The sequence below is a fragment of the Chitinophaga polysaccharea genome (genome assembly GCF_007829335.1).
Lineage (GTDB): Bacteria > Bacteroidota > Bacteroidia > Chitinophagales > Chitinophagaceae > Chitinophaga > Chitinophaga polysaccharea_B.
In genome coordinates, this window is sequence record NZ_VIWO01000003.1 from 671,375 (window position 1) to 687,220 (window position 15,846).

The following is a 15,846-nucleotide window of genomic DNA, read 5'->3' on the forward strand; positions in this document are numbered from 1 at the left end:
TTATGAAATATCAGATCAGAAATATAACGATCGCACTCGCTATTGCAGGAATGACAGGCAGCTGCAACAAAGCGCTTGATAAAACCAATCTGTCAGCTGTTAATCCTTCCGCCGTTTGGAGCAACGCTAAAATTGCCACTGCCTACCTGGATGATATTTATGCCAACCTTATGCCTGGTAACCCTTATGGTTCAGGAAATGATACCGACGAAGGGGTGCCTTACCAGAAACAAACAAATGGCTGGTTTTCCGGTACCGCTACTTTCGATAGTAACAATGATTTCGGTACTTATAATACCATACGGTCTATCAATATCCTGTTGGGTAATATTGACAACGCCACCTTTGCTCAGCCGGACAAAAACACGATTAAAGGCCAGGGGCTTTTCTGGAGGGCCTGGGCTTATCATCGCCTGGTAAGCGCCTATGGAGGCGTGCCACTGATACTGGAGGCACAACCACCCACCTCCGATTTGTCGCAGCTACAAAAACCCCGTAATAAAACGTCGGAATGTGTGACACAGATCCTTAAAGACCTCGATGATGCCATTGCCTTGTTACCAGATGCTTTTACCGGCGAAGATGTGGGCCGCATTGACAAAGGAGCTGCGATGGCCTTTAAAGGAAGAGTGCTGTTGTTTTATGCCAGCCCCTTATTTAACGGTTTAAATGGGGTGGCTTCCTGGCAGAAGGCCTACGACGCCAATGCGGCAGCTAAACAATTCCTGGATGCCCATGGCAAGGGATTGTATGCTCCATACAGCAAGATCTGGGATGATGAACTGAATAAGGAAGGCATTATGTTTCGCAGGTATAGCTATCCGCAGGCAGTATACTCACAGGGAGGACTGATTCCGATTAACTGGTCAGGTGGAGACGTAGGAAAAGACAGGCCCTCCCTGGAACTTGTCAACGCCTTTCCGATGAAAGACGGATCTTCCTGGGATGCAATCCCCAGGCTGTATGATACCCTCTTTAGAGGACGCGATGACCGTTTTTATGCGGACATATATTACAACGGATCGCCTAACCAGTATCTTAAAGCCATGCGTGATGAAAATACTTACCTGTGGACTTATTTCAATAGGGTAACCGATTATAACAGCGCCGTGGGCATACAGGGAGATCATAACCAGATCACACCAGATCCGTTGTGGAGTGGCTCCAGTTTTTATCGTATTAAATCCATCGATAAAAACATTACCAGGAGCCAGGTAGATCAGGCAACGGTAGATGGCCTGGAAATCCGCTATGCCGAAGTGCTCATGAACCTGGGAGAATGTGCCAATGAAGTGGGCAAATCATCAGAGGCGCTGGATGCGCTGAAACAAATCAGGAACCGGGCCGGAATTTTACCGGGAAATAACGGTAACTACGGCCTTACAGCCACCACGCAATACCAGATTCGGGATGCCTATAAAAAAGAACGTTTCGTAGAATTTTGCTTTGAAGGTAAACGTTGGAATGACCTGCGCAGGTGGAAAATGTTCGGTTACCTGAGAGGCCTGCCGCAACGGCATGGATTAGGAATTGCCTTGAAACCCGGACAAACCGGGGCCCAGGGAAACCCTAAAGCAGACATCAACGCAATATGGGACCAGTTTACCTATACGGCCATCCCCACCGACAAACAAGATATCGCAGTGAGTGATCAGTATTACATTTATGGAATCCCTAAAGCAGTACTGGACAGAAATCCTAAAGTAATACAAAACAATAACTGGGGCGGAGCATTTGATCCCCTGCAGTAGTGGATATTTTGCAACAGGTATGGAGGCGTGCCAGCTTCCATGCCTGTTATACGGATGTTAATATGGTAGATTGTATTAAACCGATGGTAGCAGCGGGTGTCTTTATCAAGTGCCGTTCAATATGCGTTTAAACATACTTTTCGCAAAAAAAATACTTGAAATTGTCAATTTCGTGGTGGAGAGAACAGGAAATATTTTGCACCTTTGGGACCCCTGATATGCTATTGATATAAATAATTTTAAACGTGCTTTTGTTATAAGAGCAGCTATAATGTGTTGTTGGACGCGATACCAGTGCTTAATAAACGGTGTAATAATTTAAAACACGGCGCGCTCCTTTCTATTATTTCAGGATAATAGCTTCCCCGGCCAGGACGCGTTATCAGGGAAATCATTTTTTATTTGGCGCAACCAGCTTGCTATGGCTGTTGAATCTTTTTGTCTTTACCCGTAGTAAGGCAACTCTCTCTACAGGAGATGGTAACCTGGTGCACACTATTTATCTGTATAATGAAATCAAAAATATTGTCGTTCGGAAAAGCCGCTTCGCTCGGCCTCGTGATCATATTGTTGACCAACCACCTGGTACATGCACAGGACCGGCTGTTTAATGCCGGGTGGACCTTTACTGCCATTGAGTTTGCCAGTAATGAGAAAGTAGACTCGTTCAGACGCCTGGGCGTTAACTGGAATGACCAGTTCATGATTGAGCAAACTAATGAACAAGAAGAGATACAGGCATTAGATACCGCCATTGAAAAGCAATGGTCGCTGCTGAAAGGACACAACTGGCAACCAGTATCACTGCCCCACATTGCATTTCCTGAACCGCTGGTGATTGTTAAACCCAGGGAAGGAATTGCTTATTACCAGAAAGTATTTGACGTACCTGCAACCTGGAAAGGCCAGCAATTGGCAATAGAGTTCGAAGGAGCCATGCAGGTAAGCCAGGTATGGGTAAATGGGAAATATATGGGCCGTTTTACCGGCGGGTATCTCCCCTTTGAAATGGATATTACCGGCCTGGCGAAGTATGGAGAGAAAAATACCATTTTGGTCAAGGTAAACAACAAGGCCAACCCGGTGGTACCTCCCGGTAAGCCCGTTGCCAAACTGGACTTTATTTATTATTCCGGTATTTACCGGGATGTATGGCTGCACATTCGCCGCCCCCTGCATATCACCAATAGTATTGCCGCCAACCAGGTGGCCGGCGGAGGTGTTTTTGTGACCTATCCTGCCGTGAGCAAGGAAAGTGCAATGGTAGATGTACAAACTCATCTGGAAAACAATGGCACATTACCGCAAGCATTTTTTATAGAACAGGCTATCCTGGATAAGGAAGGACGCAGTGTGGCCACTGAAAAGTCAACCGGGTATAATCTTGCTGCCGGTGCAGCACGCCATTATGTGCAGCAGTTGACAGTAACCCGCCCCATGCTTTGGCATCCTGATCATCCATATCTATATCACCTCAGAACAAGAGTCCTGCTTGGAAAAGAAATTTTTGATGAGAAAATAACGCCAATAGGTATACGTAGTTTTGAAATCAGTGCGGGGAGAGGATTATTGATTAACGGGGAACCCTTTGCCATCACGGGTACCAACCGCCATCAAAACTACCCTTATATAGGTAATGCGATAGCGGATGAGGCCTCTTACCGCGACGCCTGGCTGATAAAATCGGCCGGTATGAATGCAGTACGTGCCGCGCATTACCCGCCGGATCCCTCTTTCCTGGATGCCGCAGATGAATTGGGCATACTTATTATTAACTGTATTCCCGGCTGGCAGTATTTTAATCAAAACCAGGTATTTGAAGATAATGTGATGAGAGACATACGCCAGATGGTGAGAAGAGACCGTAATCACCCCAGTATACTATTATGGGAAGTGAGCCTCAATGAAACCTATCCTCCGGCAGCGTTTCGCTGCCACCAGGCGGCAGTTGCCCGCAGCGAATGGAGAAACGAAAAGAATTTTTTCACCAGCGGCGATTCCTATCTCACGAAAGCCTGTTATGATGTGCCCTATGACGATTGGAATGGTGACCCCGGCGCACGTAATAATACCACTTACCCCGACAACGCTTTCCTGATCAGGGAGTATGGTGATTATGAATTTGGTGGCGGCAACAGCAGTACCCGTCAGCTGAGAGGCGCCGGAGAAGTGGGATTATTGAAGCAGGCATGGAACCTTCAGTGGTCGCATAATAAGAACCGGCCAATCTATCCCCGGGCATTAGGCGACCTTAACTGGGCATTCTTTGACGGGCTTGCCGGCTGTGTGGCAGGCATCGAAGGCTGGGGCGTGGCCGATTTGTTTCGCATACCCAAGTACAGCTATTATATGTATAAGAGTCAGCAACCACTGGCTTTAAATCCCCTGCTGCCTTTTGCCAGCGGCCCCGTTGTGTTTATCGCATCCAACTGGACCTCACAATCAGATCCCTCCAGGATTGTTGTATTCAGCAACTGCGAGGAAGTGGCCCTGTATCTTAATGGGAAGCTGGTAGCCAAACAACGCCCGGACGCCGGCCCGGAAACCGGGCATAGTGATTATTCGCCGGATGGCGCTGGCTTCGATGGTGGAAATGCCAACAACCTGCAACATCCTCCATTTACATTTCATATTAACCGCTTTGAACCTGGTACGCTCAAAGCCGTTGGGCTGGCAAAAGGAAAGCCCGTAAAGGAATACAGCGTAGCTACCCCCGGCAGCCTGGCGAAGATCCAACTCACAGCAGGCACTAATGGTAAACCATTCCAGGCCGGTGGTGATATGATATTTGTATATGCGAAACTCACCGATGCAAAAGGCCAGCTGTTATGGGACGTGTATCAGCCGGTAACTATCCGTATCACCGGTAATGCCCGGTTGCTAAGCCCCGCAACAGTAAACGCAGAAGCAGGTATTGCCACTTTCATTGTACAATCAGGAAAAAACAAAGAAACAATCACTCTCCAGGTTGCCACCGGAAACCTGAAGAGTCCAACTTTTTTACTAAAAGCTAACTAACACAGAGATGGGAAGAAATTATGACAGTAAACGGAAATTGACTGCTTTCATATCCACTTTATCCTGCTTTTTTATGGTGTCTGCCACCAACGCTCAACAACTAACTTTATCGACAAAGTATGCGGCGCTGAAAATTGACAATGGATATATTACCAGTATCAAAGACCGTAAAACCGGGAAAGAATATACTCCCCCAGGTATGCATTCTCCTTTGCTGGCCCTGGAAAAGCATAAAGAGAATTTTTACCCGGTTAGCACTAAAGTATTACCAGGTGGTAAAATCCTGGCGATTACTTATTCCAATGGATCGGTAGCTACGGTGAAAATAGACCAAAAAGACACTTACCTGCGTTTCCAGTTGTTATCATTGTCACCCCGCAACGATGTGGACAACGTGGTATGGGGCCCCTATAAAACCACTATCTCAAAATATATCGGCGAAATTATTTCCGTTATGCGCAACGATGAATTTGCGGTGGGCATACTGGGATTGGATGATAATACAACCAGTGGCGAACCCCGTGATGGAGATATGACCCAGGCAAGTTATCTGATCCATTCGCCGGACCCCGTAAAATATCCCTTGCCGGCCGAACTAAAAGAAGGCCAACGATTCAGGATCGGCGGAAATGGCTCTAACGACGTAGCTTTCTATTCCCATCCGGAAGACTATTACCGGTATATGAATGGCAACGGCGCGAAGCTGGAACCAGCCTTTGGGGCCAGCGTTACCATGCACTCCCGCGATCGCAAAAAGCCATATACTATTTTCTACCCGGAATTCAATGACTTTCCCAGTCTCAAGGCGCCCCGCCACATGGAACTGAAGCCGGTTGATGTTGACTACATCGGTTCATCGATCGCTTTTTATGCCTGCCCGGATTCGTTGGGATTAAAAGTAATTGAACAGGTAGTGAAAAAAGAAGGGCTGCCTTATGTAACCCGGAATGGCAAATGGGTAAAAGACCCTGCCAATTACGAAATAGATATGGCCTGGTCAGGACCGCACGACAGCCTGGCATCCTATGCGGCACAATTGGGACTTAAAGCTGTACAGGACGAAGGACTGGGAGAATATTATGTAAATCCAGCCAACCCCTGGGGCGGAACGCAGGTAACATTGAACGGAAAGAAACAACCCGTTACTGCACTAACAAATAAATTGAACAAAGAGGGCATTGCTTATGGATTGCATACCCTTACAGAATTTGTGCAACCATTTAGCAGCGATGTACATCCGGTTCCCAATGATGGTTTGTGTACAGTAATGACAACACCTATCGCGGGAAATATTACCGCTACAGACACTATTATACCCGTGAAGGATACCAGTTATCTGAATGAGTCCGGCGGATGGGACCAGAACGGCGTAAATGTTATCAGGATAGGGCAGGAGCTGATCAAATACAAAACAGTAACCACTACACCGCCATATATCCTCACCGGCGTACAACGCGGAGCGCTTAAAACAAATGCGCAGGCCCACCAGTCGGGCGATACCCTCACCAAGCTGCAAATTAACTGCTACAGCGGATTTATACCTGATGTACAATTAGGAGATACCTACGCAAAATTTTACGCGAACCTCTTGCATGATGGCGGTATGAACTTCATCGACTTTGATGGTTTTGAGAGTTTCACCTACCAGGGGCATGGGCAATATCCTTTTAAAAGATTTTTGCGTGTCCTTTTTGAGGAACTGAAACAGCTGGGCGTGCCCTACCTGCGGGTGATGGGTTCTTGCGTATTTGAAGGCAACTGGCACTACATGAGCGTTTGCAATGTGGGTGGTGGCAATAATATGTTTGACCCTGTTCACAATAAATGGGGTATAGAAGGAAAGGATATCCGTTATTCTTTTAACAGCAATTATTTCCCCTGCACTTTTGGTATACAGTCTATCGGAAAAGATTGGAATGTACAAACTATCGAAAACCTGCAGTCTAAGTCCATTGCCTGGGATGCCACTTATATGCTGGGGCTCAGCCAGCGCGCAGTAGAGAACAGAGCAGACAAACAGTCGCTTTTTAAGGCTTTCCGCACCTGGCAAAATGCAAGGAATGCCCAGGTGTTCAGCAAATCCCTGAAAATGGAAATGCAGGAGGAAGGAAATCATTATCACCTGGAACAGCAGGATGGCAATACCTGGATATTATATAGTGTAGCGGCCGATGGAAGCTTTGGTAATAAGCGGATATTAAAGAAAGAGAAGAAAAGCTAGTGCCTGTTTCTGTATAACAGCAGGACACGAAACAAATATGATCATAATATATGAAGATAAAAAACCTGGTGATAGGAGGTTGCCTGTTACTGAGCAGCATTACGGGGTGGTCGCAGCAATCGTCTACATTTTGTAACCCGCTGAACCTGAACTACCGCTTCGCTTATGGTAATGATAGCTACCGGGAGGCGGCAGATCCGGTGATTCATCTGTTTAAGGGGAAATATTACCTGTATGCCTCCAAATCCGGTGGTTACTGGACCTCAGACAATATGCTGCAATGGAAATACCTGCCATGTACTACACTGCCGGTAGAAGATTATGCGCCGGCAGTGGCAACCATTCGCGATACGGTTTTCTTTATTGCCTCCCAGGGAAACGCACAGCTTTATTACAGCACCGATCCTCAAAAAGACAACTGGAAAGTATATAATGCCTATTTCCCTATACATATGACTGATCCCGCGCTCTTCCGGGATGATGACGGGCGCGTATATTTTTACTATGGCTGCTCCGCGACCAATCCTATTATGGGGGTGGAGCTAAACCCGAACAACTACCTCGATACTATTGGTACGCCGCAGGAATTGATAACACACCGTTTCAGGGAACATGGCTGGGAGGAACCCGGAGAGAATAACGATAAGGGAAAAGCCGGTTGGAACGAAGGTAGCTGGATGAATAAGTATAAGGGAAAGTACTACCTGCAATACGCCGCGCCTGGAACGGAGTTTAAAGGTTATGGCGATGGCGTTTATATAGCCGACAAACCGCTGGGGCCATTCACTTACATGGATAATAGCCCGTTTAGTTATAAGCCGGGTGGTTTTATTGATGGCGCTGGTCATGGTAATACCTTCATGGATAAATATGGCAACTACTGGCATTCCGCTACCATGACCATCTCGGTGCGTCATATGTTTGAGCGGCGAATTGGGCTGTTTCCTGCATTCTTTGATGAACAGGGGCAGCTGCATTGCCTGACGGCCTTTGGCGATTACCCGATGACGATGCCCAATAGAAAAATGGACTTTGGGAAGTCTTCCCTTTTTACCGGCTGGATGTTGCTATCGTACCACAAAAAAATAACGGCGTCTTCTTCGTTGCCCGGGCATGAACCAGCACTGGCGGCCGATGAAAATGTGCGTACCTGGTGGAGTGCTGATACGGGTCATGCAGGTCAATGGTTACAGATGGATCTGGGAAAGATATGCGCTGTACATGCGTTGCAGGTAAATTTTGCTGACCAGGATAGTCATCTTTCCGCCATTGATTCTATAAAGCCTTACCGGTATAAAATAGAAGGGTCGGCAGATGCGCAGCATTGGTATATGCTTACCGACAAAACAGGTAACAATGCCAATATAACGCATGACTATATTACGCTGGCCAAACAGGTGAATACGCGTTATATCCGTGTAACCGCTGTGCAGGTGCCGGATGGTTACTTTTCATTGTCCGATCTCCGGGTGTTTGGCAAGGCGCCGGGACGCCTGCCAGCAGTGGTGAACCAGGTATTGATTAACCGGGATAGCGCGGACAGCCGTCATGCAGAGGTATCCTGGCAGGCAGATAAAAGTGCGACGGGCTACGTGGTATACTATGGCACCACGCCGGCCAGCCTGTATACTGCTGTGATGGTATATGGTGACCACCGGCTGCGGTTAACGGGACTCAATAAACAGGTGCCTTATTATTTCCGGGTAGACGCATTTAATGAGTGCGGGGTCAGCCGCGGAAAGTAGCAGGAACAAAAGTCATGATTACTATCGTCGGCAGGAGATGATGTTAGTAAATAGATGATGTGAATTATAACGATGAAAGAGTGAAAGATCCTTTATTTTAAAATTTCACGCTTATTAAGCCGGCGTCATTCATGGCGCCGGGTAATTTAACGTGGATGCAAATAAAAGATAGAAAGTAGGTAAGATAGCATTTGTTTGACAGGAGTTAATACCTATATATTTCGAATTAAAAGTAACAGGTTAGGTAAACATATTTCTAGGTACATCAGGGGGCCGCATCTGCTAAAGTGTAAAGTTTCCGGATGCAGTAGGGGTAAAAATTGAGAATGCAGCCGCTTGTCCGTTGATCGAAAATTTCCAGGTGATCAGTTGATGATCGCTGTAGAAATATAAATTTTAAAGAAGTATTGAATGAGAAAGATATTCGTGTTTATGTTGTTGGCATTGGGTATAAATGCCAATAGCAGTGCGATGAACTCGCATGCAGACACCGCTAAATATTTTCCGCATCCTGACAGGATTCGCTATGATGGTAGTTGTATAACCATTGAGGGGAAAGATGTAATTATTTACAGTGCTGCTTTTCATTATTTCCGTTGTCCGCAGGAACTCTGGCGGGATCGTTTCAGAAAAATAAAACAGGCGGGATTTAATACGGTAGAAACCTATATTCCCTGGAACTGGCATGAGCGCAGTATGCCGGCAGATATTAACGACACATCAAAGTTTGATTTCCGCGACCTGAAAGCCTGGTTAAAAATGGCGCAGGAAGAATTTGGTCTTTATACCATTGTGCGGCCGGGACCATTTCTTTGTGCGGAATGGTCTGGCGGAGGGTATCCCCGTTGGTTAAGTCTAAAAGGGCCGGGTAAAGGCGACCTCTGGTTGCGTAGCGCGGATCCCGAACATATTAAGTGGTCGGTACACTGGTTTAAAGCGGTAGCTAAAGCGGTAGCGGGAGAACAGCTTACCCGGAAGAAAAAAGGACAGAAAGGAATCATCCTCTTTCAACTGGAGAATGAATATGACGCGCATGGTACGCCGGATAAGGCGTTGTTGTTAAAAGCGCTTTACCGGTCGGCTAAAGATAATGGTGTTGATGTGCCGTTGTTTACCTGTCTTACACATGAGTGCCGGGCCAGTAAAGATCCGGAGCTGTCGCAGGTATTTGATTGTGATAACTACTATGTGGATCTGACCGAAGCACCCAGTTGTGCCCACAGGATGGTGAATCTCCGTAAGTCCCAGCCCGATGCGCCGGGGCTCGTCACCGAATTACAGGGAGGATGGTTTTCTCTGGTTACCGGGAGATTGAGTGAAGAGAATTATTCTGATGCGCGGCATTTGAATGCGATTAGTTTAATGTCGTTGCTGGGAGGGGCTACGGGACTAAATTATTATATGTTTTATGGCGGTACCCATTTTGCCGGCTGGGGAGCCAGGGGGATGACTACCAGCTACGATTATAATGCGGCAATCAGAGAGAATGGGGCATTGAGTGCTAAGTATGACGTAGCGAAAGGTATTGGCGCCTTTATTGGTCAATATGGCAAAAAACTGGCTCGTGCAACGGGTGGCCCTTGTGAGCTGCGGGCGCCGGGAAAAATGTTTGGTGGTATTCGTATAGCCGTTGATGGTACCCGGTTTGTATTTCTGCATAATTTGGATCCTGACCATGCTGTAAAAGGGAGTGTAACGCTGGTACCGGGAAAAATGGACAGGCCTGCTACCCCTATGTATAATATCAATCAGTATGGAGAAAAGGTATTGATGAAAGATGCAGATACCACTTCACAGGGCGCTCTCACGATGGCAGCTTTTAGCGTAGAGGTGGATTTACCGGCCCTTGGAGCCAGGATATTGGTAATACCACCGGGAGCATCCGCGGAAAAAGGCGAGTGGTGGCCTAAAGCTTCTGTTCAAACAGTTCGCCCGGCGCTTACTATTCAGCCAGTACGTATCAGTAGGGCTAAAAAAGCAGAAGATCCTACAAATAAGGCAATATGGAAATCGCTGCCTGCCGGCGCTTCTTTACCGGCCCTTGATATCAACGATTTCAGGTACAGTCTTTACAGGACAGCATTTCAATTAACATCTGCCGAAACCGGGAAAGAAAAATTTCTGCTATTTAATATGTTTACGCGCGACATCGTTTCTGTAACAGTGAATGGTGTCCCTGCAAAAAGACTGTTTCCGGAAAAAGCGGATGCTCAGACCTGGGTTACACGTGGCGCAGATGAACGGATCAGGGCCAACGAATTCGACAACCGTTTTGATGTAGCCGGATTACTGAAGGAAGGGGCTAATGAAATAATAGTGGCCTATGAAAATTTAGGACATGCCCATGGTTATGTACCTATGGAAGAACCTGCAGGAATCCGGGCAGGCGGACTATCAGTAACAGATACCTTGTTGTCGCATCCCTTAAACTGGGAGTACGCTGCCGATGTAGCGGGTGTTACGCAAAATTACTGGCAGTCAGCTTTTGATGCATCCGGTTGGGAAAACATTGGACTCGATATTACTGGTGAAATACCACGTAAAGGAAACAGGGTACAGCCTAAAGGAACACAAACGGGTTTGTTTACCTGGTATCGTATTGAATTTTCACTTCCGGATGTTCCGGCCGGTGTCTGGGTGCCCTGGATGGCGCGCATCAATGCCTCCGGCAATGGTTTTATGTGGTTGAATGGTCATAATATTGGCCGGCATTGGGAAGCAGGGCCGCAACGGGAATTTTATCTGCCGGAATGCTGGCTGAATATGGGTAAGCAGAAAAAGAATATACTTACATTTGGCCTCCGGCAAACGAGCAATGGCGCGCAATTACATGCAGTAGCAATTATACCGGGTATCGCTGATGCCATGCTCAGGCACTAAAACATTTACAGTAACAATGAAAAAATTATTATTCCCGCTTTTCCTGATTTCAATGTCGGCAATTCCTGGCATTGCTTCAGCGCAGAAAACAGGTAACTCTACCGGATGGACAGCAGATAACGGCAACGGAACATTTACCAACCCACTGCAATGGGGCGATTGGCCGGATCCGGATGTAATCCGGGTGGATGATTGGTTTTATATGATATCTACGAGTATGCACTATGTACCGGGATGTCCCATCATACGATCAAAGGACCTGGTGAACTGGGAAATGGCAGGCTATGCAGTAGCGCGCTACGATGAAGACCCAAGATATGATATGAAGGGAGGTACGCTATATCTCAATGGCTCCTGGGCGGCCACTATCCGGCATCATAACGGTTTGTTCTATGTGGGATTCTGTACCCCGTATGGATGGGGCACTGAAAAGGGACATTTTTCTATCTGCACCGCTAAAGACGTGAAAGGGCCCTGGACGCGCACTATCTTCCCTGAATTTCTGTACGACCCGGGATTGTTTTTTGATGATGATGGAAGGGTATATGTAGTACATGGACAGGGAACTTTATACCTGACCGAGCTTGCGGCCGATGCACTGTCGGTGAAAGAAAAGGCTGTAAAGATCTGGCAGGGAGGAATTAAGCGCCCGCAGGGATCTTCAGCGCCCAACGACAGTTACGGTATGGAAGGATCTCATGTGTATAAGATCAATGGTTACTACTATATCACCAATCCTGCCGGAGGCACGGAAGGATGGCAGGTTTGTTTGCGCAGCAAATCGATTACAGGCCCTTATGAGTCAAAAATCATTTACCAGGATGAAAGCTCATATCCCAACAATGGCTTACACCAGGGAGGGCTGGTACAATTGAAAAACGGTGACTGGTGGTTTATCATCATGCAGGATCGTGGTCCTATCGGGCGGGTACCGCATTTGTTGCCGGTGAAGTGGGTAGATGGATGGCCGATATTGGGTGATAACGGGAAAGGATTTGTTACCGGGAAAAAACCGGATGTAGGAAAAACATTTGCAGTAAAAGCGCCTGCTACCACGGATGAGTTTAATACTACGCCATTGGGGCTTCAATGGCAATGGAATCATAATCCCGACAATAGCAAATGGTCGCTCACTGAAAGAAAAGGATATATGCGCCTGCATGCTTCTTATGCAACTAACTGGAAGGAGGCACGCAATACGCTTACACAGCGGGTGCAGGGACCTTCCAGTACAGGTATAGTGGAAATGGATATTGCCGGGTTAAAAGACGGGGATATAGCAGGCCTGGGCATTTTTGAAGAACCATATGCTTTTATTGGTATCAGAAAAGAGGCGGCCGGTGCTCAGCTGGTAATGGTCAATGATGGGAAAGTGATAGACAGTATTGCGGCAATAGCACAGAAAAACATTTGGTTCCGCGCGGCGGCAACAGATAAAGGGTTTATAGCCAGCTTTTCCTATAGCCTGGATGGCAAGCGCTTTATACCTTTTGGCAATCAGCTGAAAATGGGGCTGGGCTTGCCGTGGACAGCCAACCGTTTTGCCCTCTTTAACTTTAATACTATTACCGGAAATGAAGGTGGTTATGCTGATTTTAACTGGTTTCATTTTACTGGTGGAAGACAATAAGCAGTAAAAAAGAAAGATGCTTTTATTAATAGCACGTGGAATAGCTCAACCTGGCCCCCCGTTCCCGGGGGGCCATTTTTTTGCCATAACTTTTTCTCCGGGCAATAAATCCGTTGCAAAAAAAACATATAAAATAAATCATTTTTGATGTAGTTTTATAGGAAGTAGCCCAATACTTTAGCAAGCATGTGGGTTTGTATGCCTGATGAAAAAGAGTAGGGGCTACCAGCGACATTATTGTCTTGCCGGCTACGGCAGTTTTATTCAATCGCCAGAAAATCTGCATTTTTAACGTACTAACTTGAGGTGCTTGCCTGTGCTATGGTTTTAGAAGTATTAGATGATGAGGATTGTTATAACCGGTTAAGGGCAGGAGACGAATCCGCGTTTCGCCACCTTATCGGTGTATATGGACCTGTGCTTTGTCGTTATGCAGATCGAATCATCATGAACAATGCTGCCGCAGAGGATATTGTAACGGAGGTATTGGTGAAAGTGTGGGAGAAGCGTGAGACGTTTCACTCATTTACCAACGTGAAAAGATTCTTTTATGTAGCTGCCCGGAATGCTTCCCTACAGTATATCAGGGACCGGCAGCGGGAACAGCGGAAATTCGAAGCATTTAATGAGACGCATACAGACATCGCCGTAGATGAGGTAATTTATGCAGAAATGATGGCAGCACTACAGAAAGCCATCGCCGCATTGCCAGCCAAAATGCGGGAAGTATTTGTCCTGGGATATGTACACCAGCTTAGCAACCAGGAAATAGCTACACGATTAAATCTTTCGGACCAAACGGTTCGTAATCAGAAAACAAAAGCCCTCTCCATTATCAGGAACAAATTAGGACAGCAGTCTCATTTGGAAATTTACCTTGCATTATTACTGTTGTTACGGTAACAGGCCAGTATTAGCTACCATGGCTCATTAGAACACTTATTCCGGTGTTGCTGGTGGTCCGGTTTATATTTTTTTTAAAAAAAACTGCGGAATCAATGGTACAAACCGTACCAGGCGGCGTTGTTATTGTAGATAGAAAATTCCTTTGCATGTCATGAAAGAAGAACGGATCGACGAAGCGTTGCGCATAGCAGCCTTGATACAACAACTGAGAGCCGGGAGAATTACGGAAGAGGAATTGCAGGTATTGAAAGCCTGGATAGCGGCAGACAAAGCAAATGAAGCCACATTCCGTCAGCTCAGTGATCCTGTTTATTGGAAAGACGAGTTACAGGCTATCAGTAAATATGATATCAATGCACTGACGCAAAGAATCTTTACATCAGCGAATCTGCCGCTGCCGGCACCGTATGCGGGTGCCGACCGCCCTGCCGTTGGCCTGTGGCGCCGGCCTGTTTTTTGGAAATGGAGCGCTGCTGCTGCCGTGCTGTGTTTTACGCTTATCGCGATCAGGCATATTACTACCCGGCAAACGGGTAAGCATGCATATGAGCCTGTAGCTGGCGGGGTGCAGATAAATCCAGGTGGTAATAAAGCTACGTTGGTATTGGGGAATGGCGCCATGGTAGCCTTGAAGGATAGTACTGCTGATACCGTGGCCATGCAAGGTGGCAGCCTGGTTGCCCAGCAGAAGGCAGGCGTGTTAGTATATCACAAAGCTGATGCGGTTACGCAGGGCGAGATCTGGAATACGGTAGCTACCCCCAAAGGAGGTAAGTATGAAGTGGTACTATCTGATGGTACGCACGTTTTTCTTAACGCCGCCTCCACGGTGAAGTTCCCGGTGCCCTTTAATAAATATAACAGGGAAGTGGTATTGACAGGAGAGGCTTATTTTGAAGTGGCACATGCCTCAGGAGAAAAGGAGGAATGGCCTTTCCTGGTAAAAATACGGCGTGCCGGTGATGATGGAGGAGTGGTAAAAGTATTGGGCACTCATTTTAATATCATGGCCTATGATGATGAAAAGGTCGTAAAAACGACCCTGGTAGAAGGTTCGGTAAATATGCGCAAAGGTGTAAATGCGGTAACGCTGAAACCCGGACAGCAATCGCTGTGGTTCCCACAAACCAATACACTCCAGGTGAAACCTGCTGACCTCGAGGCAGAAATTGCCTGGAAGAAAGGACGATTCCTGTTCAGGTCTACCGATATAGAAACCATTATGAGGCAATTGTCGCGGTGGTACGATGTAACCGTCGACTACAACGGAGATATGACAGATATCCGTTTTGCCGGAAATATAGAAAGAAAAGAAAATATCAGGGAATTAATAGAAATACTGGAAGCAGACGGCCGATTACGCTTCCAGATCACAGGGAACAAAATTATCGTATCACGTATTTAAGAATAAGGAGGAACAATGAAATAGTACCATTACACCACGTATCAACCAAAAAAATAAACCGGAACCCGCGGCCAGGCGGTATTCCGGTAGTAATGTCCGCTTTTTAGACAAGGCGTAGTAATCCTGTTATCAAAAACGAAACTATACAAATATATGTATTTGCACGTGCAAAACGCGCGCTCATTTTATTGGAGTTGGCGCAGAACCAGAATCTTGCTACACATCGTTATGAGACTTGCTTTTTTTGTTATGTTGGTTGCTTGCCTGCAAGTCAGGGGCAACGCGTATTC

8 protein-coding genes are annotated in these 15,846 nt (G+C 46.7%); all 8 read left to right on the forward strand.

The features are described 5' to 3' along the window. The first annotated feature begins 2 nt into the window (after positions 1-2). The 8 genes from FHW36_RS14320 (at position 3) to FHW36_RS14355 (ending at position 15,556) form a co-directional block, all read left to right on the forward strand. Complete coding sequence (locus FHW36_RS14320; RefSeq protein ID WP_145670014.1) at positions 3-1,751, forward strand: RagB/SusD family nutrient uptake outer membrane protein; 1,749 nt, start codon at positions 3-5, stop codon at positions 1,749-1,751. 510 nt (positions 1,752-2,261) lie between these two features. Further along, the gene (locus tag FHW36_RS14325) at positions 2,262-4,769 is read left to right on the forward strand and encodes a glycoside hydrolase family 2 TIM barrel-domain containing protein (RefSeq protein WP_186452439.1); all 2,508 of its coding nucleotides are present in this window, start codon (positions 2,262-2,264) and stop codon (positions 4,767-4,769) included. A 7-nt stretch (positions 4,770-4,776) separates the two neighbouring features. Next, positions 4,777-6,990 carry a hypothetical protein gene (locus tag FHW36_RS14330; RefSeq protein ID WP_145670019.1) on the forward strand — a complete coding sequence of 738 codons (2,214 nt, stop codon included), beginning with the start codon at positions 4,777-4,779 and terminating at the stop codon, positions 6,988-6,990. 50 nt (positions 6,991-7,040) lie between these two features. Further along, positions 7,041-8,735 carry a discoidin domain-containing protein gene (locus FHW36_RS14335; protein WP_145670021.1) on the forward strand — a complete coding sequence of 565 codons (1,695 nt, stop codon included), beginning with the start codon at positions 7,041-7,043 and terminating at the stop codon, positions 8,733-8,735. Positions 8,736-9,146: 411 nt separating this feature from the next. Beyond that, positions 9,147-11,615, forward strand: coding sequence for a beta-galactosidase (locus tag FHW36_RS14340; RefSeq protein ID WP_145670024.1), 2,469 nt, complete (start codon positions 9,147-9,149; stop codon positions 11,613-11,615). 16 nt (positions 11,616-11,631) lie between these two features. Then, positions 11,632-13,245, forward strand: a complete 1,614-nt coding sequence (locus FHW36_RS14345) for a glycoside hydrolase family 43 protein (protein WP_145670027.1) — start codon at positions 11,632-11,634, stop codon at positions 13,243-13,245. Between the two features lie 321 nt (positions 13,246-13,566). Continuing rightward, positions 13,567-14,148, forward strand: a complete 582-nt coding sequence (locus FHW36_RS14350) for an RNA polymerase sigma-70 factor (RefSeq protein ID WP_145670029.1) — start codon at positions 13,567-13,569, stop codon at positions 14,146-14,148. Between the two features lie 154 nt (positions 14,149-14,302). Further along, positions 14,303-15,556, forward strand: coding sequence for a FecR family protein (locus FHW36_RS14355; RefSeq protein ID WP_145670031.1), 1,254 nt, complete (start codon positions 14,303-14,305; stop codon positions 15,554-15,556). Positions 15,557-15,846: the final 290 nt, after the last annotated feature.

Bases quoted from the DNA above. Each gene is read 5' to 3' on its own strand.
- FHW36_RS14335 (WP_145670021.1), top strand. From the start codon at position 7,041: ATGAAGATAAAAAACCTGGTGATAGGAGGTTGCCTGTTACTGAGCAGC.
- FHW36_RS14320 (WP_145670014.1), top strand. From the start codon at position 3: ATGAAATATCAGATCAGAAATATAACGATCGCACTCGCTATTGCAGGA.
- FHW36_RS14350 (WP_145670029.1), top strand. From the start codon at position 13,567: ATGGTTTTAGAAGTATTAGATGATGAGGATTGTTATAACCGGTTAAGG.
- FHW36_RS14325 (WP_186452439.1), top strand. From the start codon at position 2,262: ATGAAATCAAAAATATTGTCGTTCGGAAAAGCCGCTTCGCTCGGCCTC.
- FHW36_RS14355 (WP_145670031.1), top strand. From the start codon at position 14,303: ATGAAAGAAGAACGGATCGACGAAGCGTTGCGCATAGCAGCCTTGATA.
- FHW36_RS14340 (WP_145670024.1), top strand. From the start codon at position 9,147: ATGAGAAAGATATTCGTGTTTATGTTGTTGGCATTGGGTATAAATGCC.
- FHW36_RS14330 (WP_145670019.1), top strand. From the start codon at position 4,777: ATGGGAAGAAATTATGACAGTAAACGGAAATTGACTGCTTTCATATCC.
- FHW36_RS14345 (WP_145670027.1), top strand. From the start codon at position 11,632: ATGAAAAAATTATTATTCCCGCTTTTCCTGATTTCAATGTCGGCAATT.